The 25,767-nt window shown below is 74.5% G+C and carries 17 protein-coding genes; 1 reads left to right on the top strand and 16 read right to left on the bottom strand.

The annotated features are described in order from the left end of the window. Positions 1–7: 7 nt before the first annotated feature. The 4 genes from ACF1GV_RS01470 to ACF1GV_RS01485 all read right to left on the bottom strand — a co-directional run bounded on the left by ACF1GV_RS01470 (position 8) and on the right by ACF1GV_RS01485 (position 7,801). Positions 8–967 carry an ABC transporter ATP-binding protein gene (locus ACF1GV_RS01470; protein WP_391676832.1) on the bottom strand — a complete coding sequence of 320 codons (960 nt, stop codon included), beginning with the start codon at positions 965–967 and terminating at the stop codon, positions 8–10. A gap of 232 nt (positions 968–1,199) precedes the next feature. Then, the gene (locus ACF1GV_RS01475; protein ID WP_391678439.1) at positions 1,200–3,950 is read right to left on the bottom strand and encodes an FtsX-like permease family protein; all 2,751 of its coding nucleotides are present in this window, start codon (positions 3,948–3,950) and stop codon (positions 1,200–1,202) included. A gap of 1 nt (position 3,951) precedes the next feature. Then, positions 3,952–7,194: an FtsX-like permease family protein gene (locus tag ACF1GV_RS01480; protein ID WP_391676833.1), complete on the bottom strand. Its 3,243-nt coding sequence runs from the start codon at positions 7,192–7,194 to the stop codon at positions 3,952–3,954. A 193-nt stretch (positions 7,195–7,387) separates the two neighbouring features. Continuing rightward, positions 7,388–7,801 carry a globin gene (locus ACF1GV_RS01485; protein WP_391676834.1) on the bottom strand — a complete coding sequence of 138 codons (414 nt, stop codon included), beginning with the start codon at positions 7,799–7,801 and terminating at the stop codon, positions 7,388–7,390. A gap of 101 nt (positions 7,802–7,902) precedes the next feature. Here ACF1GV_RS01485 and ACF1GV_RS01490 point away from each other — a divergent pair, with 101 nt between their 5' ends. Further along, positions 7,903–8,892, top strand: coding sequence for a methyltransferase domain-containing protein (locus tag ACF1GV_RS01490; RefSeq protein ID WP_391676835.1), 990 nt, complete (start codon positions 7,903–7,905; stop codon positions 8,890–8,892). Here the strand turns inward: ACF1GV_RS01490 and ACF1GV_RS01495 are convergent. The 12 genes from ACF1GV_RS01495 to ACF1GV_RS01550 form a co-directional block, all read right to left on the bottom strand. Further along, positions 8,889–10,628: an FHA domain-containing protein gene (locus tag ACF1GV_RS01495; protein WP_391676837.1), complete on the bottom strand. Its 1,740-nt coding sequence runs from the start codon at positions 10,626–10,628 to the stop codon at positions 8,889–8,891. The two genes, ACF1GV_RS01490 and ACF1GV_RS01495, sit on opposite strands and share 4 nt — an antisense overlap. 74 nt (positions 10,629–10,702) lie before the next feature. After that, on the bottom strand, positions 10,703–12,049 hold the full coding sequence (locus ACF1GV_RS01500; protein ID WP_391676838.1) for a VWA domain-containing protein: 1,347 nt from the start codon (positions 12,047–12,049) through the stop codon (positions 10,703–10,705). A gap of 115 nt (positions 12,050–12,164) precedes the next feature. Then, positions 12,165–13,628, bottom strand: a complete 1,464-nt coding sequence (locus ACF1GV_RS01505) for a PP2C family serine/threonine-protein phosphatase (protein WP_391676840.1) — start codon at positions 13,626–13,628, stop codon at positions 12,165–12,167. Positions 13,629–13,631: 3 nt separating this feature from the next. Continuing rightward, positions 13,632–16,154, bottom strand: a complete 2,523-nt coding sequence (locus ACF1GV_RS01510; RefSeq protein ID WP_391676842.1) for a tetratricopeptide repeat protein — start codon at positions 16,152–16,154, stop codon at positions 13,632–13,634. After that, entirely contained in the window at positions 16,151–17,464 is a 1,314-nt protein-coding gene (locus tag ACF1GV_RS01515) for a hypothetical protein (protein ID WP_391676844.1), read from the bottom strand. Before ACF1GV_RS01515 ends, ACF1GV_RS01510 begins: the two co-directional genes overlap by 4 nt. A 54-nt stretch (positions 17,465–17,518) precedes the next feature. Then, positions 17,519–18,538 carry a glutamate ABC transporter substrate-binding protein gene (locus tag ACF1GV_RS01520; protein ID WP_391676845.1) on the bottom strand — a complete coding sequence of 340 codons (1,020 nt, stop codon included), beginning with the start codon at positions 18,536–18,538 and terminating at the stop codon, positions 17,519–17,521. 29 nt (positions 18,539–18,567) lie between these two features. Then, positions 18,568–19,962 (bottom strand): hypothetical protein, encoded by a 1,395-nt coding sequence (locus ACF1GV_RS01525; RefSeq protein WP_391676847.1) that lies wholly within the window; start codon positions 19,960–19,962, stop codon positions 18,568–18,570. Between the two features lie 298 nt (positions 19,963–20,260). Further along, positions 20,261–21,241, bottom strand: a complete 981-nt coding sequence (locus ACF1GV_RS01530; protein WP_391676849.1) for an N-acetylglucosamine kinase — start codon at positions 21,239–21,241, stop codon at positions 20,261–20,263. Next, positions 21,232–22,494, bottom strand: a complete 1,263-nt coding sequence (locus tag ACF1GV_RS01535; protein ID WP_391676851.1) for a 6-phospho-beta-glucosidase — start codon at positions 22,492–22,494, stop codon at positions 21,232–21,234. The genes ACF1GV_RS01530 and ACF1GV_RS01535 overlap by 10 nt, the downstream gene beginning before the upstream one ends. A gap of 6 nt (positions 22,495–22,500) precedes the next feature. Continuing rightward, entirely contained in the window at positions 22,501–23,391 is an 891-nt protein-coding gene (locus ACF1GV_RS01540) for a carbohydrate ABC transporter permease (RefSeq protein WP_391676853.1), read from the bottom strand. A gap of 3 nt (positions 23,392–23,394) precedes the next feature. After that, on the bottom strand, positions 23,395–24,336 hold the full coding sequence (locus tag ACF1GV_RS01545; RefSeq protein ID WP_391676854.1) for a carbohydrate ABC transporter permease: 942 nt from the start codon (positions 24,334–24,336) through the stop codon (positions 23,395–23,397). A 2-nt stretch (positions 24,337–24,338) separates the two neighbouring features. Next, positions 24,339–25,682, bottom strand: coding sequence for an ABC transporter substrate-binding protein (locus ACF1GV_RS01550; protein WP_391676855.1), 1,344 nt, complete (start codon positions 25,680–25,682; stop codon positions 24,339–24,341). Positions 25,683–25,767: the final 85 nt, after the last annotated feature.

Genomic DNA, 25,767 nt, shown 5'->3' on the forward strand with positions numbered 1-25,767 from the left:
CTCTCGTTCAGCTTTCCTCCTGATCCGGCCACACGCTGATGTGGTCGCTCTCCAGTTCCAGCGCCACCCGGTCGCGCATGCCCAGCGTGCGCGTGTACTCCGCGGGGAGCTGAAGGCGGCCGGCGCGGTCCAGCATGGCGTACTCGCGTGCCACCACCGTCTCGTGGCCCGTCGTCGCGTCGACCTCGCTGCGGCGCAGCACCTCCGTGGACGTACGGCCGTCCCGGATGGCGACCGTGCGGCGGACCTCGCTCGCGACCGCCTGGTCGTGGGTGACGATCACGATGGTCGTGCCCAGGTGTTCGTTCGCCGTGCGGAACGCGGCGAAGATCTGCTCCCCGGTGTGCGAGTCCAGCTCGCCGGTGGGTTCGTCGGCGAGCAGGACCGCCGGGTCGCCCGCCAGAGCCACGGCGATGGCGACGCGCTGCTGCTGCCCGCCGGACATCTGGTGCGGGTGCCGGTCGCGGCAGTCGGCGACACCCAGCAACTCCAGCAGGTCCAGAGCACGTCGGGCGCGGGCACGGCGGCGGGCGTACGTGCGGTTGCCGCTCAGCTGGAGGGGGAGGGCGACGTTCTGCGCCGCGGTGAGGTACGGCAGCAGGTTGCGGGACGTCTGCTGCCAGACGAAGCCCACGACCTCGCGGCGGTAGGCCAGGCGGTCCTTGGCGGTCATGGCCAGCAGGTCGTGGCCGGCGACGCGGGCGGCGCCGGCGGTGGGGGTGTCCAGGCCGGCGAGGATGTTCATGAGGGTGGACTTGCCGCTGCCGGACGCGCCGACGAGGGCCATCAGCTCGCCCTGGCGGACCAGGAGGTCGAGGCCCTGAAGGGCCTGCACCTCCACGCCGTCGGCGGTGAAGATCCGCACCAGGCGGTCGCAGGTGATCAGGGCGTCGTGGCCGTAGGCGGGGGTGTCGCGGGCGGCCGCCGCCCTGGTCGCCAGGTCGGCGAGGGTGGGGTTGGTTGTCATCGTGACCTCCGGCGCGGGACGTTCACCATCAGGGCCTCCCCCGCATGACGATCTTCGGCATACGGCGGTGTCGGTTCACCACACGGTTCCTCAGCGCGGCCTCGGTTCACGGAACGCTCCTCGTCGCGGCCTCGGTTCGCGACCCGGTCCTGAGCACGGCCCCGGTTCACGACCCGCTCCCCGGCGCGGCCCCGGTTCACGGCAAGGTCCCTCACCGTGCGCGCAAGGTCCCTCATCGCGCGTCCCCCACCCGCAACTCCCGTACCGCGCCCCGGCGGCCCGTCCACCACGCCTGGGCCGCCGCGACGCCGACCGCAACCGCCAGTACCGCCAGCGCCGGGATCACCAGGGACAGGGTGTCGGTGTGCAGGGCTGCGGGCGGGCCCGCGGACGGGTTCGCGGCCAGGGCGATCGATGTGAGGTCGATGCCGGGGGCGAGCAGGCGGACGGCCGCCCAGGCGGTCAGGGCGCCGCCCGCCGTGGCGAGGACGGCCTGCGGCAGGGACTCCAGGATCAGCAGACGGCGGGACTGGGCCCGGGTCAGGCCCATCGTGCGCAGCCGGGCGAGCAGCGCCGTGCGCTCGGGCGCGGCGCGCACCAGGGACAGCAGCAGGGCGAGCACGGCGTATCCGGCGCCGGCCAGGACCGCCGCCGTATAGACGTCTTCCGCGCCGGACTGCAGCGGTGAGTCGACGTACCCGGCGCGCACCTCCGAGCGCAGCTGTACGCCCGCCGTGCCGCCGGCCGTCCGGCGCAGGGCCGCGCTGTCGATGTGGTCGCCGGTGAGCAGCAGCGCCGCCGGGCGGGCGGCCTCGGGGGTGAGCGCGCCCCGGTCCACGACGAGGAAGCGGTCGCCGGGCACGGCCGGGGTGCGCTCCCGGACGAGCGCGATGCGCACGGTGACGGTGCTGCCGTCGTCCAGGCGCACCGGGAAGGGCCGGGTGCCGTAGGTGCGGGCGACGGCGGGGGAGGCGAGGGCGGGCAGGACGGCACCGGAGGCCGCGGGGGCGCGCAGGGCGCTCGCGGGGAGGGCGCCGAGGCCGGTGCGGGCGGTCAGCGCGGCGTAGTCGGCCGGGCCCACGCCCGCGACCGGTACCGAGGCCGGGCTGTCGGCGGGCGTCGCCTGGTAGGAGATGCTGACCTCGGCCAGCGAGCGGACCCCTGGCACACGGCGGACCCGGTCGGCCAGGCCGGCCGGCAGCACGGTCGTGGTCTGCGCCTCCACGCGGGCGTCGGCGCCGACGGCGAGCAGGGCCGCGTGGTCGCGGGTCTCGCGCACCCCGGCCAGCACCGAGCCGCCGAACGCGGCCGTGGTCAGTGCGGTGAGCAGCGCCAGCAGGGGCAGCACGGCGGAGGCGGAGGAGCGGCCGGCGCGGGCCAGGGACAGTGGGCCGACCACCCCGCGCAGCCGCCCGGCGGGGCGGGCCAGCCCGCGCAGCGGCCACGGATACAGCCGCACCAGGACCAGCGCCGCGATCACCGCGACCAGCACGGGGGCCGCGGACACCAGCTGCCCGCCGTCGCCGCCCTGCCGGCGCAGGGTCTCCACGGCGGCGGCCGCGCCCGCCAGCACGGTGAGTTCGGCGACGGTACGCCGCCGGGAGGGGCGCCGGGCCGTCACGTCCTGGCGGCCGGAGTGGACGCGGACCACGCGGTGCGCGGCCGCCGCGCGCGCCGGCAGCACGGCGCAGGCGACGAGCGTGACGACGAGAGCGGCGGCCAGAGCGGGCAGCAGGCGGCCGCCGGGCACCGCGAGGACGGCGGCGAACAGACCGAGCGCTCCGGCCGGCAGCGCCACGACCGCCGTCTCGGCGAGCAGGCGTCCCGACATCCCGCGCAGCGAGGCGCCGCGGGCGCGCAGCAGGGCCAGTTCGCTACGGCGGCGGTCGGCGGCGAGGCCACCGGCCATGGCCAGGATGACGGCGGCGACCGTGCCGGCGCCGAACGCGGCGACCGCGATGAGCGGGGAGACACCGGAGCGCAGGCCGTCGTAGGTGGTGAGGACGGTGTCGAGGTCGGTGTCGGCGTCGGCGTTCGGGTCGACGGCTGAGCGCACCTCGCGCAGGGCGGGCCCGGACTCCAGGGAGGCGACCGAGGACTTCAGCGCGGCGATGTCCCGGCCGTGCAGGGCGGCGGCGTCGGGCGCGAACCGCCAGTAGCGCTGCGGGGAGCCACGGGTGCCGAGCAGGGCGGGGGCCGCGTCGGGAGGGAGCAGGACGGTGCCGAGCCAGTAGCGCAGCGGGTCCGTGCCGCCGCCGGGCACGGGTTTTAGGGTGGGGCTGCGCAGCAGGCTGTCGGCCGACCAGTAGGCGCCGTCGGGGGTGCGCGGCGCGACGATTCCGGTGATGCGGACGGTGAGCGGGGGGCGTCCGGCGGCCGGGACGTGCAGGACGCGGCCCACCTGCACGTGCAGGGCCTTCGCCGTCTCCGTGGTGACGGCGCCCTCGACCGCGGCGGTCGTGGCGGTCACCCGGCCGGTGGCGCGGGGCAGCCGGCCGGCGTGCAGCCGGCTGTGCTCGCCGAGGCCGGTCTGGGTGGCGAGGAACACGCGCGCGGGCAGACCGTAGGGGCGCGGCAGCCAGGCGTCCGGCACCTCCAGTTCCTCGAACGTGCGCACCCCGTACGTCGACTGGGCGGGGTCGAGGTACAGGGGCGCGTGGACCGCGGCCTGGATCTTGCGGTTCCGGGCGTTCAACGCGCCCGGACGCAGGGATTGTTCGAGTTCCTGCACGGAGGACGCGCCGTCGGGCGCCGGGGCGGCCACCCACAGGGTGGTGCGGCCGGGGGTGGCCCGTTCGACGGCGTGGGCGAGACCGGCGTCCTCGTAACGGTCGACGGCGCGCGGGAACGCGGCGGCCAGAGCGGCCGTCAGCGCCACCAGCAGCGCCAGCGCGCAGGCGGCCGCCGGTGCGGCCCGCAACCGGGTGCGGATCCAGGGCGCGGGTACGGCGGGCACGCGAGGCGTCGAACGCAGCGCCGGCATCTCACTCACCTCCCTGTTCCCGCAGCGCCGACGCGGGGTCCGCGCGGCGCAGCGACAGGAGCAGGGAGACGGCCAGCGGGACGACGGCGACGGCCGCGAGCAGGACGGCGACCTGCCCGGCCGGCAGCTGGACGAGGACCTCGGGCAGCGGGCGGGTGGCCTGGGCGGTGAGCAGGATCAGCGGGATCACCGCGCGGGTCAGCACCGCGCCGAGCGCCGCGCCGACGGCCAGCGCCAGCACCACCAGCACGCCGTGCTCGGCGGCGATCATGCGGGCCAGGCGGCGGCGCGGGGTGCCCAGTGCGCGCAGCACCGCGAACTCCGCGTCCCGTTCCCTGAGCGCCCCGGCCGCGCTGACCGCGAAACCGACCGCGGCCAGCGCGGCGGCGACCGCGGCCGCCGCGGCGAACGCGGCCTCGGGCCCGGCGCCGAACGGGTCGTCCCGCAGCTCCTCGGCGATCTCCGCGCGCACCATGACCTGCGAAGGATCGATGTCGGGCCAGGCGCGGACGGCGGCGGCCACCTCGGCCGGGGCGTTCGTGGCCAGCCACCACTCGGTGGGCGTGACGCTCGCGCCGTAGCGGGCCTGCAGCACCCGGTCGACGGTGCGCAGGTCCACCAGGAGGGCGCCGCCGCCCTCGGTGTCACCGGTCGTCGGCAGCTCCCGTACCGTGCGCACGATCCGCACCGGCACGCTCTGACCGCCGAAGACGGCGTCCACCCGCTGCCCGGTCCGCGCGCCGGTGGCGGCGAGGAAGCGGTCGGTGGCCACGCCCGTGACCTCGGGCGCGGGCGGCTGCGCGATCCGCAGCCGCACCGTGACCGCGGCGGACAGCCAGCGGTCGCCGGCCGGCAGGTGGCCGGTGGAGTAGACGAGGGTGGGCGGCGCGGTGGACGTCAGGCGCGGCCGGGACGGGATGGAGCTGTCGTCGGGTCCTGCGACGGTGCCGTCGGCGCGGGAGACGGCCGTCCACGCGCTGGGCAGCGGCAGCCGCCGGCCGGTGCCGTCGGCGGCTGTGGCGGTCAGCGCGTCCAGCGTCAGCCGGTGCTGTTCGGCGCGGCCGGTGGGCTGGGCGATGACGAGCTGCACGCCGGTCAGGGCGAGCGGGCCGCGGGCGCCGCCGAGGTCCGGGGTGAGCGGGTGCGGGCGGCCGTCGGCGGGCAGCCGCCCGGACGGCAGCTGGTACGGCACGCCCCAGCGGTCCTGAAGGGTGAGCGTCACGTCGGCGCCCCCTTCGGGGTCGGAGCTGTTCAGGGTCGCGGTCAGCCGCAGCCGGGCGGTGCCTGCGGGGACGGCCACGCCCGCCGACGGCTGGGCCGGGGCGAGGCCGGCGAGCAGCGGTCGTACGGGCCGGCCGGCCAGGTCGTGGCGGAGCAGCAGGGTGTCGGCGGCGTGCGCGGTGTCCAGGGCGAGGACGGTCGCGGTGCGGTTGTCCGACAGCGGCAGCGCGGTGCGCACGGCGGGGGCGGCCGAGGTGACGTCGTGCAGTGCTGCGAGCTGTTCGGTGCGGGCGGGGCCGGCGTCACCGGCGGCCGTCAGGCGTACCGGCGCACCCGCCCGGAAGTCGGCCTGGTCCTGCTGCGAGCGGTCCCAGGAGGCGCCCTGGCCGATGGCCAGCATGCCGAGCGCGACGGCGAGCACCAGCAGCAGCATCGGCCCGGCGCCGCGCATGGGGCGGCGGCTGAACTGCCAGCCGGCCAGCGCGGCCGTGAGCCCCCGTCCGCCGGTCGCGCGGCGCTCGGCGAGCCGGGCCACCGGCGGCAGCAGCCGCAGGGTGAGCACGGTCCCGGCGAGCAGGGCCAGCGCGGGCGCGGCGACCAGCAGCGGGTCGATGCCGAGGGCGCCGGTGCGGTCGCCGCTGACGGCGGCGCGGGTGGCGAGCTGCCAGTACGCGAGCCCCGCGATCGCCAGCAGCCCCAGGTCGGCGCCGGCCCGCAGCGCGCCGGGCAGCGCCCGCGCCCGGCCCGCGCGCGCACCGGTCGCGGACAGCGCGGGCACGGTGACGGCGAGCGCGCAGCCGAGGGCGACGCCCGCCGCCACCAGCCACACCTGCGGCCGGCCGGCGGCGGGCACGTCCAGGCGCAGTCCGATCCGGGCCAGCGGCCCCTGCGCGGCCAGCAGCCGGGTCAGCGGTCCGGCGAGCAGCGGCGCGCACAGCGCCGCCGGCACGGCAGGCAGCAGTGCCTCCAGCGCGGCCAGGACCGCCAGGCGGGCGCGGGAGGCGCCGCGGGCCAGCAGCAGCCGGGTCTCGGCCGCGCGTTCGGCGCTCAGCAGCCGGGCCACCAGCAGCAGCGCGCAGGCCGCGAGGAGGGCGAGCAGGAGGGCGACGATCAGCAGCGTGGAGCGGGAGACCAGCAGCGAACGCTCGATGCCGTCCAGGACGCCGGGCAGGGAGGTGACCGCGGTCGTCGACCCGGCGAGGGCCGGGGCGGAGCGCACGGCGGCGCCGGCACGGGCCGCCGAGGAACGCAGCGCGTCGATACGGGTGGTCGTCAGCGTGGAGAAGTCGGCGCTCACCACCCACGCCGACGGCCCCGCGCTCACGGTGGCGCCGGTCAGCACGCGCGGGTCGGCGAGCAGGGGGCCGTAGGTGGTGAAGTCGGTCTTCTTCACGCCGCGCCCGCCGACGTCGTCCAGCCGCCAGTACGGCGCGGCGGCGTCGGCGGGCCGGTACACCCCGGTGATCCGCACGGTCACCGCCTTGCCGCCGAAGCGGTCGGTGAGGGTGAGCCGGGCGCCGGGCTTCAGGCCCAGGCGCCGCGCGGCCGCCTGCGGCAGCGCGGCCTCGACGTCGCCGGTGCCCGCGCGGGGCGTACGGCCCTCGGTGAGCCGTACCTGGGAGGGGTCCAGGACCGCGAAGTGCGTCAGATCGGGATCCCCGGAGCGTTCGGCCGGCGGCTGCACGGAGCGGGGCAGCGCGTACGGGCCGGACCGCACCAGGGTCCGCACGGTCACGGGCAACCCGTCGAACGCGGTGCGCCCCGCCCGGCGTACGGCGGCGTCGGCGGCGCCACGGCGGTCGGCGGGTACGTCGGCCTTGACGACCAGGGCGGCGTCGGCGGCGTCGGCGGGCCGGGCCAGGGCGTGACGCAGGGCGGCGTCGCCGATCGCTCCGGCGTAGGCGGTCAGGCCGGCCAGGACGGAGGTGGTGAGCAGGACGGTGAGCAGCGCGGCGGCGAGCAGGAGCCGGTGCGCCCGGGCGCGCAGCAGCACGAAACCGGCAAGCCCCCCGAACCCCGCCACCCCCGGCCCCCCGCCGTTCGTCTTGTCCAGACCTGTCGGCGATGTTGTCAGAGGAGGCGGGCACGGGTAAGCGGTTGTGAACGCAGCTTGACCGGATTGTGACCGGAATCCGGCGTACTACGACCGGAATACGGAGTTCATCGGACCGGGAGGGGCGGGATGGACTCGGGGTGCGATCGCTGGACGGCTCGGCTCAGCCGGGGCTGTTGATCATCGAGGCGGCGGCGTACGTGAGGTAGTTCCACAGCGTGCGCTCGTGCTCCTCGGACAGGGCGAGCTCCTCGACGGCGACCCGCATGTGCTTCAGCCACGCGTCGTGCGCCGCCTTGTCCACGGTGAACGGGACGTGCCGCATCCGCAGCCGCGGGTGGCCGCGGTTCTCGCTGTACGTGGTGGGGCCGCCCCAGTACTGCATGAGGAACAGCGCCAGCCGCTCCTCGGCCGGACCGAGGTCCTCCTCCGGGTACATCGGCCGCAGCAGCGGGTCCTCCGCCACCCCCTGGTAGAAACGGTGCACCAGCCGGCGGAAGGTCTCCTCCCCGCCGACCTGCTCGTAGAACGTCTGCTCCTGAAGCGTGCCGCGCCGAATCTCTGTCACGCCTCCCATGCTCTCAGACGCGCCGACCGAGGCCGGAAGACGTAGGACCGGCCCCCGCGGACACGGGCGCGCCGCTCGCCCGGGGGCGTGGCGCGCAGCACAGTGGAGGTATGGCTGTCCATGCCCGTGCGCGGGGGTCGCAGGAGGTCGCCGACGTGGCGCGGAGCGCACTCGTGCGGGAGATCGCGGCGAGCGGGGCCTTCGCCGGGGACCGCGGCTGGCGGGAGGCGTTCGCGGCGGTGCCGCGCCACCTCTTCGTGCCCTCCTACTACGTCGGCGTGCCCGGGGGCTACGAGCGCCGCTGGGGCGAGCACCCCGACCCCGCCGCCCGGGAACGCTGGCTGCGCGGCGCCTACGACGACACCCCCCTCGCCACCCGCCTGCGCGACGGGGAACTGCTCTCCTCCAGCAGCCAGCCGTCCCTCATGGCGACGATGCTGGTGGCGCTGCGCCCGGCGGACGGCGACCGGGTGCTGGAGATCGGCGCCGGCAGCGGCTACAACGCTGCGCTGCTGTCGTACCGGCTGGGTGAGGAGAACGTCGTCACGATCGACCTCGACCCGGACATCACCGAGTCCGCGCGCCGGCACCTCGACGCCGCCGGGTACCACCCGCTCGTCGTCACCGGCGACGGCGCCCGCGGGGTGCCCGGGCACGCGCCGTACGACCGGATCATCGCCACCTGCGGGCTGCCGGTGATCCCGCGCGCCTGGCTCGCCCAGTGCCGCCCAGGCGGCCGGGTCGTCACGCCGTTCGCCACCGGGGTGGCCGCGCTGGACGTGCGGGACGCCGGGCACGCCGAGGGCCGGTTCCTGGCGACGCCCGCCTATTTCGTGCCCCTGCGCGGTACGGCCCGGCCCGCCGCCCAGCCGCCGCTGCCGACGGGACTGCCGCGCCGGGCCCGCGAGAGCGACCTGTTCCGCTTCCTGCTCGCCCTCACCCGCGGCAGCCTCGAGGCGGAGGAGGCCTACGCCCTGTGGGAGCGCGAGGGCATGCCGACCCGGGAGCGCTACGGCCTCACGGTCCGCGGCGAGCGCGAGTGGGCGTGGCTGGACGATCCGGAGGGGCCGTACGTGTGGCCCCTCCCGGAGCCGGGTTAGCCCCGGCGGACCGTGATCGTCGTCCAGGCGCCCACGTGCACCCGGTCGCCGTCCTGGAGCGGGACCGGCACGAACGGCTGGATCGGCTCGTCCGAGCCGTTGACCGTCGTGCCGTTCGTCGAGTTCTGGTCGACGACGGCCCAGCTGCCGTCGGGCTGCTGCACCAGCACCGCGTGCTGATGCGAGACGCCCGGGTCCTCCGGCGGCACGGACAGGTCGATGTCGGGCGTCTCGCCGGTGGAGTGGCGGCGACGGCCGATGCTGACCTGGTTGCCGGTGAGGGTGCGCTGCTGCTCCGGCGAGTACGCGGGCAGGTTGAGCCCCGCGGCCTCCGGGCCGGAACGCTGCATCATCGCCATGAAGTACTCGCGGTCCGGGCCGATGGTCGCCGTCCAGGTGGCCGGCCCCTGCGGCTGCTGCGGGAACCCGGGGGCCGGGGGTGCCTGGGTGGCGCCGGGCTGCGGGTAGCCGTAGCCACCGGCCGGGCCGTTCGGGCCCGTCTGCGCGGGGGGTGCCTGGGTGGCGCCTGCCTGTGGGTAGCCGTAACCGCCGTGGCCGCCGTGGCCGCCGGGACCGTTCGGACCGTTCGGGCCGGAGGGGGTGGGGCCGCCGGGGCCGGTGGCGGGGCCCGACGGCGGGGAGATCACCCAGTCGTCGCCACCGCCACCGCCGCCGAACGACGGCCCGGACGGGGCCGGGGGAGCCGGCGGCGCCGAGGGGCCCCGGCCCTGCGGGAACGCGGGGGGCTGGAAGCCCTGCGGGCCACCGGGAGCACCGGGGCCACCCGGGCCGCCCGGTGCCGCGCCGGGACCGGCGGGCGGCGTGGGGCCGGGGGGCGGGGGCACCGGACGCGACGGGTCGCTGCCGAAGGGGAAGGGGACGCCGGGGCCGTTCGGACCGCCTGGCGCACCCGGACCGCCGGGGCCGTTCGGGCCACCGGGACCGCCGTGCGTCACCGGGCCGCCGGGACCTGCCGGAGCGCCGGGGCCACCCGTGCCGAAGGGACCGCCGCGGCCATCGGGAGCACCGGGCCCGCCCTGGCCACCGGGACCCGAAGGGGCACCGTGACCTCCGGGGCCACCCTGGTCACCGGGACCACCCGCGCCGAACGGACCGCCCTGGCCACCCGGACGCGAAGGCCCACCGGGCCCACCGGCGCCGAACGGACCGCCGGAACCACCCGGGCCCGCAGGCCCACCGCCGCCATACGGACCGCCCGGACCGCCGGAGGCACCCGCCCCGCCCGGACCCGACGGCTCCCCGCCGAACGGGCTCGGCGGGATCGGCTCGGCGGGCCGGTTCACCTGGGAGGGACGGGAGCTCTGGTAGTCGAAGGAGTCACTGCCGCCGAAGGACGGCCCCGGACCCTGCGGAAAGCGCGGCGCGCCCGGCGCCGAGGGGCCCGGCGCCGAGGGGCGCGGCGGCGCGGCCGGGGTGTACGTGGTCGCCGTGTTGGTCAGGAAGTTCCACCGGCACTCCTCGCAGAACGGCGCCCCGCCCTCGCGCGGCGTACGGCACTGCGGGCACAGCTCCGGCTCGGGCTCCGGCACGGCGGACAGATGACGTCCGCCCGGCTGGCCACCGGGCTGCCCGCCCGGCGGGGGCGGCGGGAAGCCGTAGCCACCGCCGGGCGGCGGCGGGGGAGGCGGCGGAGGTACGGCACCGGCCATGCGGTGACCGCAGACCTCGCACCAGTCGTCGGAACCCGACTGGTGTCCGTTCGGGCAGGTCGGCATGTCGGTGCGTCCCTTCGTTCCTGCTAGGTCACTTCTTCAGTGGTCGTCGGTGGGCTTCAGTGGTCTTCAGCACGTCACTTCTTTACACGAACAGTCTTTGTCGACCGGGTTTCGAGCGTCATCTCGTCGGCCTCCGTGACCTTCGCCTTCAGTCGCACAGTACCGGTCGCCGCGTCGACCACGTCCACCACCTTCGCGAGCAGTTTCGCAGTATCCGCGTTGCCGGAGGCACTCGCGAGCTGAACGGCCCGGCCCAGTTTGGCCGTTGCTCCATCCATATCACCCGCTTTGCGCAGATCCATCCCCTGTTGGATGGCCTGTGCCAGTTCGGCCTGCCCGGTGTAGTGGGCGACCTGCGGGTTGAGGGAGGTGGAGGCGACCATGTCGTCGGTCCACACGGCCCGTACCAGACCCTGCACGCCCAGGTTCTGCGCACCGCCGTCCCCTTGCGGCACGACCAGCGAGACGCGGGCGGCCAGCATCTCCTGGCCGACGTGCGCGACCGGGACCTCGACGCACAGGTGGTAGTCGCGGGACTCGTCGCCCCAGGAACCCGTCGGATAGTCCCCGGCGCGCGGCCCCGCCTCGCTGCGGCGACCGGTCAACTCCTCGACCGTCGGCGCGACTTGCTTGACGAACTTGATGGTCGTGCCCACCGGCGTCCACACCCGCAGGGCGACGTCGGCGACCTCCTTGCCCATCGCCGTCTCCATCATCCGCGTGAAGTCGGCGGCCAGACCCGCCGGATCGGCGACGATGTCGGCCGTGCCGAGCAGGGCGGAGGCGATCCCTGTGACTTCTTTCACTTCCCAGTCGGTGCCCACGCCCCGCGCGTCACAGGTGAACCGGCCCGCGCAGTGATCGAGGGCGGCCTTCAGATCGGCGGGCGACTCGTGCTCGTTGCGGCCGTCGGTGAGCAGGATGCCGTGCCGGATGGCGACGTCCGCCGAGGACAGCAGCGTCTCGGCGAGCCGCAGCCACGTGCCGATCGCCGTGCCGCCGCCGGCGCTCAGCCGGCGCAGCGCCTGCTTGGCCTGCTCGCGGGTGGTGGCGTCGGCGACCGCGAGCCGCCCGCCGCCCGGGTAGACCTCGGTGGCGACGTGTGTGCCGCCGACCACCGCGAAATGGACCCCATCGCGCAGGGTGTCGATCGCGGCGGCCGTCGCGTCCCGGGCGTTGCGCATCTTGGTCGGCGGGTAGTCCATCGACCCGGAGCAGTCCACCATGATCGCCACCGCCGCCGACGGACCCTGCCCGGCGGCGAACAGGCGCGGCGCGCTCACCGCGCTGCCGATCGTGCCACCGCCGGTCGCCGTGACCGTGACGATGGCGTTGACCTCGCGGCCGCCCTCCGGCAGGTACTCGTTCTGGTACACGTCCACCGAGAACTGCGGCACCGTGGATTTCGAGAAATTGGCCATGCCTTTTCGCATCCCCCTCAACCACCCGCATGGGTGTGACCCGACGCGGACCGGTCCCCTCCGGCCCGTGAGCTTCCCCGAGCGAGGCCGGCCCGGGTGGTCCCGTGCACGGGCCTCAGGCCGATCCTGCCCCCTGCGGCGGCCCGGGGAACGGCACGACCGCCACTGTTACGTTGTCGTGGCCCCCGCCGTCCAGGGCGTGCCCGACCAGGACCCGCGCGCTGTGCAGCGGACGCACGGCGGCGTCCAGGGGAACCACCTCGGCCATCTCCTCCGCCCCCTCCGCGTAGTTCCACAGCCCGTCGGTGCAGACGACGATCACGCCGGGCCGGTCCGGCTTGTAGCTGGCGGTGTGCGGTTCCAGTTCGTAGGCGTCCGCGCCGAGCCAGCCGGTGATCGCGTGGGCTCGCTCGTCGGCGTACGCCTCCGCCTCGCTCATCAGCCCGGCGGCGACCATCTGCGCGGCCCAGGAGTCGTCCTCGGTGAGCCGGGCCGGGGGCGCGCTGCGGTCGGCCGGCACCCAGTAGGCGCGGCTGTCGCCGACCCAGCCGACGACCAGCAGGCCGTTCGTCACCACCGCGCCGACCAGGGTGCACGCCGGTGCGTTCTGGTGCGGGGCGTGCTCGCGGGCCGTCTCCGGCTCGTCGGCCAGGGCGTTGACGGCCTGCGAGGCGGCGACGATCGCGTCGTGCATCGCCTGCTGCGGGTGCGTGCCGCGCGGCAGGGCGCTCAGCAGCGCGTCGCCGGCCGCGCGGGACGCGGCCAGGGAGGCGTCGTCGGGGCGGGTCGCGGACGACACCCCGTCGCAGACGATCGCCACGGACACCGGGGAGCCGTCGGGCAGCGCGGTGGTGGCCAGGGCGAACGCGTCCTCGTTGCGGTGGTGGCGCAGCCCGCGGTCGCTGACGGCGGCCACCGGACCGGACTCCTGCTCCATGTGGTCGCGTTCGCGGGGCTGGGCGTGCCCGCAGTTCTCGCAGTAGCCGTCGCTGTCCACCCGGCCCGCCCGGCACGCCACGCACACCGAGGTCTCCGGCGCGGCCGCGGCGGCCTCCGCTGCCGCGCGCGGGTCGGGCGCCTGCAACGCGTACTCGTCGGGCTCGTCCGGCCGGTCGAAGCAGACGCCGGCGGCGGGAGCGGCGGGAGCCTGCGGGGGTACGGCGGCCGGTGCCTGCGGCGGTACGGCGGGGCCCGCCGCGGGCGGGGCCTGCGGGGGCACCACCGGGGGAGCGGGCGCAGCCGTGGGCGGCATCTGCGGCGCCGGGCCCGGGAGTGCGCCGCCGCCCGAGTCGGTGCCCGGCAGGTCCGTCGGCAGATGCACCGAGGGCGGGGTGTGCGAGCCGCCCGGCTCGGCCGCCTGCGGCCACGGGCCCGCCGTGCCGGGGCCGGGCTGCGCTGCCGCGCCCGGGTCCGGCTGTGACGCCGAGCCGTTCCTCGCGACCGTCGGGTGTTCCCGCGGCGGTGCCGGCACGGCGGACAGGTCGTATCCGCACGCGCCGCAGAAACGGTCACCCGACTCGAGCGGCTCCGCACAGCTCGGGCAGTTCGACAGGGCTGCCTGCTGGGGCATCTGCGACATCAACTACACCCACGTCCGGGGGCGGTAACGGTTGGCACGTTCCACCAGGTCGATCCTTTCCTCGCCGCCGGGCGCGAGCCGGGCCAGCGTGCGGTACGAGCGCTCGAGTCCGAAGCGCAGCCCGCGTTCGTCCAGTTCGCTGCCGAGCAGCACTCGCCGGGCGGCCGGCGTGCCGCCCTGGCCCCCGGAGAGTATCCAGTCCAGGGCGCACCCGAGCACTTCCGTGGCCAACTGCTCGCGCCGCCCCGGGTCCAGACCGTACGCCTGAAGCGCCTCGACCTGTGCGGCGGCGGCCGTCAGATCGTCCAGGAACGCACCGTCCGCGGCGGCCGCCGTACGCCGGCGCAGCCGGGCCCGCACCGCCGCCACGCGGGCGGCCGTGTAGTGGATCGACGCCTCCGGCACCGACTCCAGCGTGTGGACGGCACCCGCGCGGTCACCCGAGGCGAGCCGCACCCGGGCCAGGCCGAACGCGGCGCTGACATGGCTCGGGTCGCTCGCCCACACCAGCCGGTAGTACTCGGCGGCGTTGTCCAGCTGGCCCAGCACCTCCGCGCACAGACCGAGCGCCAGCTTGGGCGCGATCTCGCCGGGGAAGGCGTCGTAGACCGCGTCGAAGGCGAGCGCGGCGTCCTCGTGGTCGCCCGTCACCAGCGCGGCCACGCCGCGGTACCAGACCACCCGCCAGTCGTCCGGACGCTCGTCGTCCAGCTTGGCCAGCGACATGCGCGCCGCGTCGAAGTCGCCGTGCTCCAGCCAGGCGCGCGCCTGCCGCAGCCGGGTCTCCACCGACGGCGCCGGCGCTGCGGCGAGCGCGTTGAGCAGCTCGGCGGGCGCGGAGGTCATCAGGCCCATCAGGAAACCGGCGTTGGGGTCCCCGGAGTCGACGTGCGGCACGGGCAGGGCGAGCGCGGCCGCTCGGATGTCCACCGGCCGCACCAGCGAGGCGGGGATCCCGGAAACACCGGAAGCACCGGCACCGTTCGTTCCAGCAGCACCCGCCGCCGCTGCGCCGCCCGCACCCCGCCGCCCGCGCACCGCCCGCGCCCCCAGCCGGGACACCTCGCCCTCCAGCCGCGGGAACAACTCCGTGTCCGTGACCTTCACTTCGGGTCCGAACAGCGTCGACAGCGCCGGCCGCGCCCGCCCCGACTGCAGCGACACCACCTCGCGCAGCACCCCGGTGAGCTGCTCGGCCATCTCCTGCGCGGAGGCGAACCGGCGGGCCGGGTCCGGGTCGGTGGCGCGCACCAGCAGGCGGTAGAAGGACTCGTACCGGCGGAAGACCTCGATGGTGTCGGGGTCGGGCAGCGAGTCGGCGTAGACGGTGGTGTAGCCCTGGAAGTCGAAGGTGAGGACGGCCAGCGTCCGGCCGACCGTGTACAGGTCGCTCGCCACCGACGGGCCGACGTCGGCGACCTCGGGCGCCTGGTAGCCGACCGTGCCGTAGATCGCGGACTCGTCGTCGTCCATGCGGCGCACGGCGCCCATGTCGATCAGCTTCAGCTCGTCCTCGGTCTGGATGGCGTTGTCGACCTTGAAGTCGCAGTACAGCAGGTTGCGGCTGTGCAGATGGCCGAGGGCCTCCAGCGCCTCGATGCCGTACGCGCAGGCCTGCTCCACGGGCAGCGGGTCGCGGTGGCCGGCGGGTGTGCGGCGGGCGTTGGCGATCTCCTTGAGGGACTTGCCGCCGACGTACTCCATGACGATGTAACCGTCGAGCGAGCCGGTGCGCTGGTCGAGGTGCTCGACGAAGTTGTAGATCCGCACGATGTTGGCGTGCTCGATCTCCGCGAGGAAGCGCCGCTCGGAGATCGCGGCGGCCATCGCGTCCTGGTCGCCGGTGTCCAGCAGGCCCTTGAGCACCACCCACCGGTCCGCGACGGCCCGGTCCACGGCGAGGTAGATCCAGCCGAGGCCGCCGTGCGCCAGGCAGCCCACGACCTCGTACTGGCCGCGCACCACGTCCCCGGCCTTCAGCTTCGGCACGAACGAGTACGGGTGCCCGCACTTGGTGCAGAACCCCTCGGTGCGGCCCGGCCGGTCCCCCCGCGCGCGACCGACCGGCGCCCCGCAGTCCGAGCGGGAGCAGAACCGCTTGCGCTCGGGCACCTCCGCGTCGTTCAGCACCATGGCCCGCGGGTCGGGCCGCGGGATCGGCGGCACCTGCACCAGGCCCGCGCCGAGCCGGGAACGGCCCGAGGACGCCGCGCCCGAGCCCGAGCTGCGCACCGACACCGAGCGGCCCGTCGACTTCCCCGACAGCGAGCGCGACAGCCGCCCGGACACCGAGCGCCGCGACTTCGACGACTGCGAGGACGTACGGGAGCTGCGCGCGCTCGTGCCGGAGGAGCCCTTGGAGCCCCGGCCGCCCGCGGTGAGGCCGGTCGGCACCGAGCCGACCATGCCGGTCGGGGAGACGACCGGCGCGAGCCCGCAGGTGTCGCAGTACAGTTCGCCGCCGCCGACGTCCTCGTACGCCCCGTCGCAGCCCGGCCGCTGACAACTCTGCCCCGCACGGCTCATGACGACTCCCCCCTGACGTCCTCCGACCGGCTCTGCTGCTCCGGCACCCGCGGCGCGGCGAGCGCCTCGGCGGCCGCCTGCTGGTAGCGCAGCACGGCCTGTCCGGCGACGCGCAGATCGCACGGCGCGCTCCACAGCATGCGGCGCGCCTTCTCGTACCGCTCGATCAGCAGCGGGTCCTCCGCCAGCCCGTGCCGTGCCACCTTCGCCTTGTAGGCGTCCAGGCGGCCGCGCAGCTCGGCGCGGACCGCGAGCGGCGCGGTGACCGCGGTCAACGACTCGCGGGCGCGCAGCAGTTCGTCCTCCGCCCGCTGCTCCAGCGACTCCAGCAGCGGCGACAGCCGGTGCCACTGGGCCTGCCGGCGGTACTCGGCGGCCGTGGCAAGCTGCTCGTGCAGCGCGGTCGGCGGGCCGCTGACCACCGGCACCTCGGTCGCCGCGATCTTCGCCAGCACCTCGCCGCGCGCGGTGCGGGCCTCGGCGAGGGTGCGGTCGGCGCGGGAGAGCACGTCCCGCAGCCGCACCAACCGCTTCTCGGCGTCCCGCCGGACGGTGAGCACGGCCTCGATCTCCCGGCGCACCTCGTCAAGGGCCCGCGCCTCACGGTCGTAGACCGCGGTGTCCGGGCGGCCGCCGCCGGGCGCGGAACTGCCCTGCGCGGGCAGCCAGTACGCCAGCGGGTCACTGACCACCTCCTCGCGCAGCTTCGTCAGCGTGCGCGTGATGCGCTCCAGGTCGTCACCGGCCGGATGCTCGCCGGGTCGCACTCCGACGGAGTGGGCGAGCTGCCGGGTGCGCTGGAGTTCGGCGGCGAGTAAATCGATACGGGCGGGCAGCGCCGACCACACGGCGTCGGCGGCGACGACCATGTCCAGGCCGGCGGCGTACAGCTCGTTCATCCGGTCGACCAGCTCCGCCAGCGAGTACCGCTCGCTCAGCTTGCCCGAACCGCCCTGCCCGGCGGGGGCGTCGGCGACGGTCACACAGTCGCCGCGCAGCAGCTCGGTCAGCTCCACCAGGTCCTCGCGGCTGGACCAGCGGCGCCGCGAGCGGATCTCGCGGGCGGTGCGCAGCGCGGCCGTGTAGGCGTCGAAGTACGTCCACAGCAGCGTGATCGACGCCTCCGTGGCGATCCAGCGCTCACGGGTGACGCCGGTCAGTTCGGCGCCCTCCAGCAGCCTGCGGCCCGCGTGGTCCTGCAGGGCCAGCAGCGACGTCTCGATCGCCTCGTGCTCCTGGCCGAGCCGCGCCAGCGCACGGTCCACCTCGTCCCGGTCCATCACCGGCCCGGCGGGGTCCGTGACGCCCATCGATCACCTCTCGCTGCTGTGTGGGTCGTTGCGGTGCTCGTGTCCGCGCTTCGCTCAGCTCGTGCGCAGGTACTGCGGCGCGGGCGGTCTGGACGTGGCCGCGTTGCTCCCCAGTGTCGCCGACAGCCAGGTGCCGTATGACGTCTGCCAGCCGCTCGCGCTGTAGGCGACCAGGATGCGATTGACCCGGCGTACCAGATCGTCCGCGTCCTTCTTCATCGCCACGCCGTAGTACTCGGTGGTGAAGGCACTTCCCTTCAGTTCGACCGTCGGGTCCTGGGCGGCCTGGCTCGCGGCGAGCGCGCCGTCGGTGACCACCGCGTCGACCTCGCCGAGCTGGAGGCGGACCAGGCAGTCCAGCTGGTTGGGGACGGTGGTGGAGATGTCCGCGGAGGCGGGCAGCCGGCCCGCCTTCCGGTCGTCCGCGAGCTTCGTGTACGCCGTCGAACCGGCCGCCGTGCAGATCTTCTTGCCGGCGAGCGTGTCGTCGTAGCCCGTGACCGGCGAGTCCTTGGGCGCGAGGACCTGCTGGCCGGTGCGGAAGTACGGGGCGGAGAAGGCGACGTCCTGCAGGCGCTTGCAGGTGATCGTCATCGTGCGGACGACCATGTCGACGACGCCGCTCTGGACCGCCTGGATGCGCTGGTTGGTCGGGATGGCCTTGAACTGCACCGCGTCGGGGTCGCCGAGCAGGTCCCGGGCGATGGCGTGCACCAGGTCGATGTCGAAGCCCTCCAGCTGCGCGCCCTTCTTGTTCGGGTCGCGGTAGCCCCAGCGGTAGCTGTTCTGGTCGACGCCGACGACCAGCTTCCCCTTGGCCTTGATCCGGGCGATGGTGGGCCCGTCGGCCGCCGAGGGCGCCGGCGTCTGCTTCTCGGGGGCCGTGCACGTCTCGGCGCGCGCTTGGGTGCCGACGGCGACCCGGGAGGCGTCGTCCCTCGCCGGAGCGCTCCCGCCGCCGCGCTGGGTCAGGGGCAGCAGCAGGGCGCACGCCAGCGCCAGGGCGCACACGACCGCCATCGCGCCGACCCCGCCCCAGCCCCTGAGTCCGGCCCGCAGGTGTCGCAGCCTCATCGTCACGCCCCCTTCCACCCGTGCGTCCCTCATCGGTACTCCGACAGCCTGCGGCCGATGCCGAGGACCGCGCCGGCCGCGCCCAGCACGGCGAGGGCGGCGGCGCCCCACGCCAGGCCGGCCATCGCGTCCAGGCCGTCGCCGGCCGCCTGCCGGAACTCCGTCTCCTCGTGCGCCAGCGCCGCGGCCAGGTTGGCGTCGACGCTGTCGAAGCACTCGCCGGTGGCGCCCTTGGCGCCGATCACGCCGTTCAGCGCCTTCTCGTACTCGCCGGACTCGTCCTGGCCGCGGGCCGCGTCATGGCGCCGGTTCCACTCCGCCATGTTGCCGACGGCCGCGGTGACCGGCTTGGCGCCGGCGGTGTCGTCGGCGAGCCGGCGGGCCGCGGCCAGGGCCTTGTCCAGGGCGGCCATGTCCGTCCGGAAGGAGGTGTCGTACCGGTCCTTGCCGTCCTTGGTCGTCTCCGCGCCGCGCGCCACCAGGGTGAGGTTCTCGTTGCTGCGGGCCTTCAGGGAGGCGATACGCGCGTCCTGCAGGACGTTGAGGGAGCGCACGCCCCTCTCGCGGGAGTCGTTCAGGTCCGCGCGGGCGACGCTGTGGCCGACGACCAGCCACAACAGCACCACCGCGGCCGCCGTGGTGGCGGTGACCAGGCCCTGGTTGAGGACGCGGTGGGTGCGTCGGTAGTGCCGGTGCTGGGCCCAGCCCAACGCGGCCAGCGCCAGCACGCCGAGCGCGATCGCCGCCCAAGGGTAGGGCGTGGCGTCCGCGTAATCGGCGTTAAGGCGCTCGTTCTCCTTGGTGTACAGGTCCTCGGCCGCCGGGAGCATCTGCTGCTGCATCTTCTCGTTGGCGTACCGCAGGTAGGCGCCGCCGACCGGGAACCCCTGCCGGTTGTAGGTGCGGGCGCGCTCCACCAGGCCCTTGTACTCGGGCAGCAGCCGGTTGAGCTTCGTGATGGTGGCGGCGGCCGGGGAGCCGGGGTCGGAACTGCCGGCGGCGGTGACCAGGCCGGTGGCGGCCGTGCGGATGTCCCGCTCGTAGCGGTCGCGGGAGGCCTTGGTCTCCTGGCCGCCGGCCAGGAAGCCGCTGGAGGCAGCGGTGTTGGCGTCGGCGAGCGAGCGGTAGATGTCGGCCGCGGCGGCGCTCAGCGGCCGGCTCTTGTGCAGGACGTCGTCGGCGGCGGCCGCCCGCTCGGTGACCTGCCAGGCGGTGACCGCGCCGAACGCGACGACGAGCAGCGCGAGGACGGCTCCGATGGTGCGCAGCCGGCCCGGTTCCGTGACGGCGGCGGTGCGCAGCCGCTCCACGCCCTCGGCGAACGCCGTACGGCGCGCGGGGCGGCCCGGTGCGGGGGAGCCGGGGCCCGTGGTCGCCGCGGGCGCGGGGGGACGGACGGCGGGCTGCGGGGGGATCGCCGGCATCGTGGGCGTGCCGGGGCCCGGCGGTGGCGCCGCGCTGCTTCGCTGCGGGTGTGTCACTGCTGACCTCCCCCATGGTCATCCGTCGCCGCAAGTATCGCTGCCGGGGCCCGTATCCGCACCGGCCGTCACCCGATCTTGATCCGATCGCAGCGTGATGCGCGGCCCGGCGCCGGATGTCCCGTGCCTGCCCGTCCTGAAACCGCCCTGCCCATGAATACGTCGGGGGAACCGGATCGGTTCCCCCGACGTCACTCACGGGTGACGGACGGTCACCCCACCGCGTGTGTTCCGGTACCGCTCAGCTCGCGTCGTGGGCGAAGTGCGCCCGCAGCCGTTCCTGCGCGGCGGCAGCCGCTCCCAGCCGGTCCAGGCCCAGCAGCGCCGCCCCCAGCACGGGCCGCTCCCGCACCACCCGCGGTACGGCCTTGGGCGCGCGTTCGGCCAGCAGTCGCCGTACCGCGTCGTCGAGCTGGGCGTGGCCGGCGGCGAGCACCCCGCCGCCGAGCAGCACCGGGGTCTCCTCCGCCAGCAGGTCCAGGCGGGTCAGCGCGACCACCGCCATGGTGGTGATCTCCTCGCCGAGCCGGTCGACGATCCGGCGGGCCACCGGGTCGCCGGCGGCCGCGGTGGCGAACAGCACCGGCGTCAGCTCGTGCCGGCGGGCGTGCTCCACGTGTCCCAGGTGCAGGGCCTCGATCAGCGCGTACACGGAGTCCAGGCCGAAGTGCGCGGGCAGGGTGCGGGCCAGCTCGGTGGGGCCGCCGCGCCCGTCCTCCGCGCGCGCCGCGTGCCACATCGCCTCCTCGGCCAGGAACCAGCCGCCGCCCCAGTCCCCGGAGATGCGGCCGATCGCCGGGAAACGGGCGGTACGGCCGTCGGGGCGCATGCCGACGCAGTTGATCCCGGCGCCGCACACCACGGCCACCCCGCGCGGTTCGGCGACACCGGCCCGCAGGATCGCGAAGGTGTCGTTGCGCACCTCGACGGACGAGCCCCACGCGCGCGCGTGCAGGGCCGCCGCCAACTGCTCCTCCTCCACCGGCAGGTCGGCGTTGGCCAGACAGGCGCAGACATGCCCGACGGCGGTCACCCCGGCACGCGCGTACGCCTCCGCGACCGCCTGCGCGAGCGTGTCCACCGCCGCCCGAACGCCGACCGTGGGTGGCCGGAACTCGCCGCCGCGGGCCGTGGCGAGGACGGTGCCGTCCGCGGCCACGACCGCCACGTCGGTCTTGCTGTTGCCGGCGTCGATGGCGAGGACGCTCCCCGTCAGGCCCACGGAAGGTGCTCCCGGTTGTGCGCGATCAGCCGGTCGGTGAGGGTGTCGGCGTAGGCGTACCGGCCGATCAGCGGGTGGGCGAGCAGCGCGCGGAAGACGCGGTCGCGGCCGCCCTTCACCGCCTGCAGGGCCAGGTCCTCGTACGCGGTGACGTTCGCGATCAGGCCCGCGTACAGGGGGTCCAGGCGCGGCACGGGCAGCGGGGCGGCGCCCTTGGCGCCGACCGCGGCCTGCACCTCGACCACCGCGTCGTCGGGCAGGAAGGGCAGCGTGCCGTTGTTGAGGGTGTTCACCACCTGGTACGGGCTGCCCGCGCCGCCCAGCAGCGCCGCCGCGAGGTCGACGGCGGCCTCCGAGTAGTAGGCCCCGCCCCGCTTGGCCAGCAGCTCCGGCTTCTCGTCCAGCGCCGGATCGCCGTACATCTCGAGCAGTTGTTTCTCCATCGCGGCGACCTCGGCCGCCCGCGACGGCTTGGTGCGCAGTTCGCCGACGACCTCGTCGTGGGCGTAGTAGTAGCGCAGGTAGTACGACGGGACGACGCCGAGGCGGTCCAGCAGCGGGCGGGGCAGGCGCAGGTCGGCGGCGATGGCGTCGCCGTGCTCGGACAGCAGGCGGGGCAGCACGTCCTCGCCCTCGGGGCCGCCCAGGCGCACCCCGGTCTCCCAGGTGAGGTGGTTCAGGCCGACGTGGTCCAGATGCACCTCGGCGGGGGAGACGCCGAGGTGGGCGGCGAACTTGCGCTGCAGCCCGATCGCCACGTTGCACAGCCCGACCGCCTTGTGGCCGGCCTGGAGCAGGGCGCGGGTGACGATGCCGACCGGGTTGGTGAAGTCGATGATCCAGGCGTGCGGGTTGGCGCGGCGGACCCGCTCGGCGATGTCGAGGACGACGGGCACGGTGCGCAGCGCCTTGGCGAGGCCGCCCGCGCCGGTGGTCTCCTGGCCGACGCAGCCGCATTCCAGCGGCCATGTCTCGTCCTGCTCGCGGGCCGCCTGCCCGCCCACGCGCAGCTGCAGCAGCACCGCGTCCGCGCCGTCCACTGCGGCGTCGAGGTCGGCGGTGGTGACGACGCGGCCCGGGTGGCCCTGCTTGGCGAGGATGCGGCGGGCCAGGCCGCCCACCAGTTCCAGCCGCTCGGCGGCCGGGTCGACGAGGACCAGTTCCTCGACGGGGAGGGTGTCCCGCAGGCGTGCGAAGCCGTCGACGAGTTCGGGGGTGTAGGTCGAGCCGCCCCCTACCACGGTGAGTTTCATATGCGGTTAACCCTTCACTCCGGTGAGCGTGACGCCCTCGACGAACGCCTTCTGCGCGAAGAAGAACACGAGGATCACGGGGGCCATGACCAGCACGGTGGCGGCCATGGTGAGGTTCCAGTCGGTGTGGTGCGCGCCCTTGAAGGACTCCAGGCCGTAACTCAGCGTCCAGGCGCCGGGGTTCTCGGAGGCGTAGATCTGCGGGCCGAAGTAGTCGTTCCAGGCGTAGAAGAACTGGAACAGGGCGACGGCGGCGATGCCGGGCTTCGCCATCGGCAGGACGATCCGCAGCAGGGTTCTCAGGTCGCCGCAGCCGTCGACCCTCGCCGCGTCCAGGTACTCGTTCGGGATGGTCGTCAGGAACTGCCGCAGCAGGAAGATGGAGAACGCGTCGCCGAACGCCATGGGGACGATCAGCGGCCACAGCGAGCCGGACAGGTCCAGCTGCCTGGCCCAGAACAGGTACATCGGGATGACGACGACCTGCGGCGGCAGCATCATCATCGAGATCACCAGCATCAGCGCCAGATTGCGGCCGCGGAAGCGGAACTTGGCGAGCGCGTAGGCCACGGGGATCGAGGAGACGACCGTAAGGACGGTTCCCAGTCCCGCGTAGAGCAGGGTGTTCTTCCACCAAGTGAGGAAACCGGGGGTGTCGAAGACCTTCCGGTAGTTGCCCCATTCCCAGGTGTGCGGGACGAGGTCCCGGCTGAGGGCCTGGCTGTCGCTCATCAGGGAGGTGAGGAACACGAACACGAACGGCAGGACGAAGAACAGCGCGGCGGCGACACCGAGGCAGTGCACCGCGATCCACTCCAGCAGGGCCCGGCGGCGGGCGGTGCGCTCGGCCGCGGGTCGCACGGGGACCTGCACCGGCTGGTCCAGAACCTGGGTCATGGGTCAGTCACCTGCCTGGATCAGACCGCCGCGGCGCCGCATCAGGAACGCGGTGAACACCATCGACAGGGCGAACAGCACCAGGGCGACGACACAGGCGGAGCCGTAGTCGAAGCGCTGGAAGCCGAGGTTGTAGACGAGTTGCGGGAGGGTGAGCGTGGACTTGTCCGGGTAGCCGGGCTCGAACTGGGTGCCCGCGCCCTGGATCACACCGGAGGCGACCTTCCCGGCGATCAGCGGCTGTGTGTAGTACTGCATCGTCTGGATCACGCCGGTGACCACGGCGAACATCACGATGGGGGAGATGTTCGGAAGCGTGACGTACCGGAACCGCTGCCAGGCCGACGCCCCGTCCAGCTCCGCCGCCTCGTACTGCTCGGCGGGCACGTCGAGCAGCGCCGCCATGAAGATCACCATCAGGTCGCCGATGCCCCACAGCGCGAGCAGGGTGAGCGCCGGCTTGGACCAGGAGGGGTCGTTGAACCAGCCGGGCGTCGGCACGCCCACCTTCTCCAGGATCGAGTTCACCGGCCCGGTGCCGGGGTTGAGCAGGAACGCGAAGGCCATGGTGGCGGCCACGGGCGGGGCCAGGTAGGGCAGGTAGAAGAGCGTGCGGAAGACGCCCGTACCGGTCTTGATCTTCGTGATGAGCAGGCCGACGCCCAGTCCGAAGGCCACCCGCAGGGTCACCATGACGAGCACCAGCCACAGCGTGTTGCGCAGGGCGGGCCAGAACAGCGGGTAGTGCGCGAAGACGTAGGACCAGTTCTTCGTCCCGCTCCACGCCGGCGGCCGGAAGCCGTCGTAGTGCATGAACGAGAAGTAGACCGTGGACAGGAGCGGGTAGGCGAAGAAGACCGCGAACCCGATCAGCCAGGGCGACAGGAAGGCGAGGTTGCGCAGCGCCGCGCGGCGGCGCTTGGACTCCAGGGTGATCGCGCTCATCGCTACTTCGCCTGCGCGATGTCCGTGTCGATCTGCGCGGCCGCCTTCTTCAGGCCGGCCTTGATATCGGTGACCTTGCCGCTCTCGTAGTCGTAGCCGAGCTGCTGGATCGTCACCAGGTACTGGCCGCCGTTGACGGATGCGGGCGTGCTCGTGGAGTGCGGGTTCGCGGCGATGTCCAGGAACGTTTTGAAGCGCGGGTCGTAGTGGAGCTTCGGCGACTTCAGGGCGGCCAGGGTGGAGGGAACGTTGTGGATCGCGTTGGAGAAGCCCACCACCGCGTCGGTGTCGGTGGTCATGTACTTCACCAGTTCCCACGCGGCGTTCTGCTTCGTGCTGGTGGCGGCGATTCCGGCGATGGTGCCGGTGATGTAGCCCTTGCCGTACTGGTCGGCCTGGTCGTCGGGGACCGGCAGCGGGGCCACGCCGATGTCGAAGGCGGGCCTGGCGTCCAGGGCCATGCCGAGCCGCCACTCGCCGTCGAGCTGCATGGCGACCTGGCCGGTGTGGAAGGGGTGCTTGGGGCCCCACTCGTCGCCCAGCTTCGCCCGGTAGCGCTCCAGCTTCGAGAAGCCGCCGAGTGCGTCGACGAGCCGCTTCTGCAGCGTGAAGCCCTTCTCGAACGCCGGGTCCCCGGCGATGTTGGACCTGCCGTCCCGGTCGAAGTACGTCGGGGAGAACTGGCCGAGGTAGTGCTCGGTGGTCGACTCCCAGCCGTGGTAGTCGGGCATGAATCCGAGCTGCTGGAAGGAGTCGCCCTGAGGGACGGTCAGCTTCTTGGCGTCGGCCTCGAACTGCGACCAGGTCTTCGGCGGGGAGGTGATGCCTGCCTTCGCGAACGCCGTCTTGTTGTAGTACAGGCCGTAGGCGTCGCCGAGCAGCGGGACCGCGCAGCGGTTGCCCTCGAACCGTGTGTACTCGTTCATCGCCTTCGGGAAGGTCTGCTGCGGGTCGATCTTCGCCTTCCTGAAGAAGGGGTTCAGATCGACCAGCGCGCCGGAGGAGCAGAACTTGCCCACGTTGTTCGTGGTGAAGGAGGAGATCACGTCGGGCGCCTTGGTGCCGCCCGCGCGCAGCGCCTGGTTGATCTTGTCGTCGGTCATGTTGCCGACGACGTCGACGTGGATGTTCGGGTGCGCCTTCTCGAAGCCGGCGACCAGCTCCTTGACGGCCCTGACCTCGTTCGGCGCGCTCCAGGCGTGCCAGAAGGTGATCGTCGTGTCCTTCGACGGGTCGTCGCTCGCGCCGGCGCCGGACTGGCCGGTGCAGGCGGTGGCGAGCAGGGCCAGCGACGCGGTCAGGGCAAAAGCCGTCTTTCGGGTGAGTGACGGTATGACTTCGGGCATGGCGAGGCCTCCCAGGGGGCGGGGTCGGGAAAGGAGGAGGTGCTCTGAGGGGGCGGGGTCGGGAAGGGGAGAGGTGCTCTGAGGG

The sequence above is a fragment of the Streptomyces sp. NPDC014006 genome (genome assembly GCF_043088925.1).
Lineage (GTDB): Bacteria > Actinomycetota > Actinomycetes > Streptomycetales > Streptomycetaceae > Streptomyces.

Excerpts from the sequence above, each read along its gene's own strand:
- ACF1GV_RS01470 (WP_391676832.1), bottom strand. The coding sequence starts at position 967 with ATGACAACCAACCCCACCCTCGCCGACCTGGCGACCAGGGCGGCGGCC.
- ACF1GV_RS01475 (WP_391678439.1), bottom strand. The coding sequence starts at position 3,950 with ATGCCGGCGCTGCGTTCGACGCCTCGCGTGCCCGCCGTACCCGCGCCC.
- ACF1GV_RS01485 (WP_391676834.1), bottom strand. The coding sequence starts at position 7,801 with ATGGGAGGCGTGACAGAGATTCGGCGCGGCACGCTTCAGGAGCAGACG.
- ACF1GV_RS01490 (WP_391676835.1), top strand. The coding sequence starts at position 7,903 with ATGGCTGTCCATGCCCGTGCGCGGGGGTCGCAGGAGGTCGCCGACGTG.
- ACF1GV_RS01495 (WP_391676837.1), bottom strand. The coding sequence starts at position 10,628 with ATGCCGACCTGCCCGAACGGACACCAGTCGGGTTCCGACGACTGGTGC.
- ACF1GV_RS01500 (WP_391676838.1), bottom strand. The coding sequence starts at position 12,049 with ATGGCCAATTTCTCGAAATCCACGGTGCCGCAGTTCTCGGTGGACGTG.
- ACF1GV_RS01505 (WP_391676840.1), bottom strand. The coding sequence starts at position 13,628 with ATGTCGCAGATGCCCCAGCAGGCAGCCCTGTCGAACTGCCCGAGCTGT.
- ACF1GV_RS01510 (WP_391676842.1), bottom strand. The coding sequence starts at position 16,154 with ATGAGCCGTGCGGGGCAGAGTTGTCAGCGGCCGGGCTGCGACGGGGCG.
- ACF1GV_RS01515 (WP_391676844.1), bottom strand. The coding sequence starts at position 17,464 with ATGGGCGTCACGGACCCCGCCGGGCCGGTGATGGACCGGGACGAGGTG.
- ACF1GV_RS01520 (WP_391676845.1), bottom strand. The coding sequence starts at position 18,538 with ATGAGGCTGCGACACCTGCGGGCCGGACTCAGGGGCTGGGGCGGGGTC.
- ACF1GV_RS01525 (WP_391676847.1), bottom strand. The coding sequence starts at position 19,962 with ATGCCGGCGATCCCCCCGCAGCCCGCCGTCCGTCCCCCCGCGCCCGCG.
- ACF1GV_RS01535 (WP_391676851.1), bottom strand. The coding sequence starts at position 22,494 with ATGAAACTCACCGTGGTAGGGGGCGGCTCGACCTACACCCCCGAACTC.
- ACF1GV_RS01540 (WP_391676853.1), bottom strand. The coding sequence starts at position 23,391 with ATGACCCAGGTTCTGGACCAGCCGGTGCAGGTCCCCGTGCGACCCGCG.
- ACF1GV_RS01545 (WP_391676854.1), bottom strand. The coding sequence starts at position 24,336 with ATGAGCGCGATCACCCTGGAGTCCAAGCGCCGCCGCGCGGCGCTGCGC.
- ACF1GV_RS01550 (WP_391676855.1), bottom strand. The coding sequence starts at position 25,682 with ATGCCCGAAGTCATACCGTCACTCACCCGAAAGACGGCTTTTGCCCTG.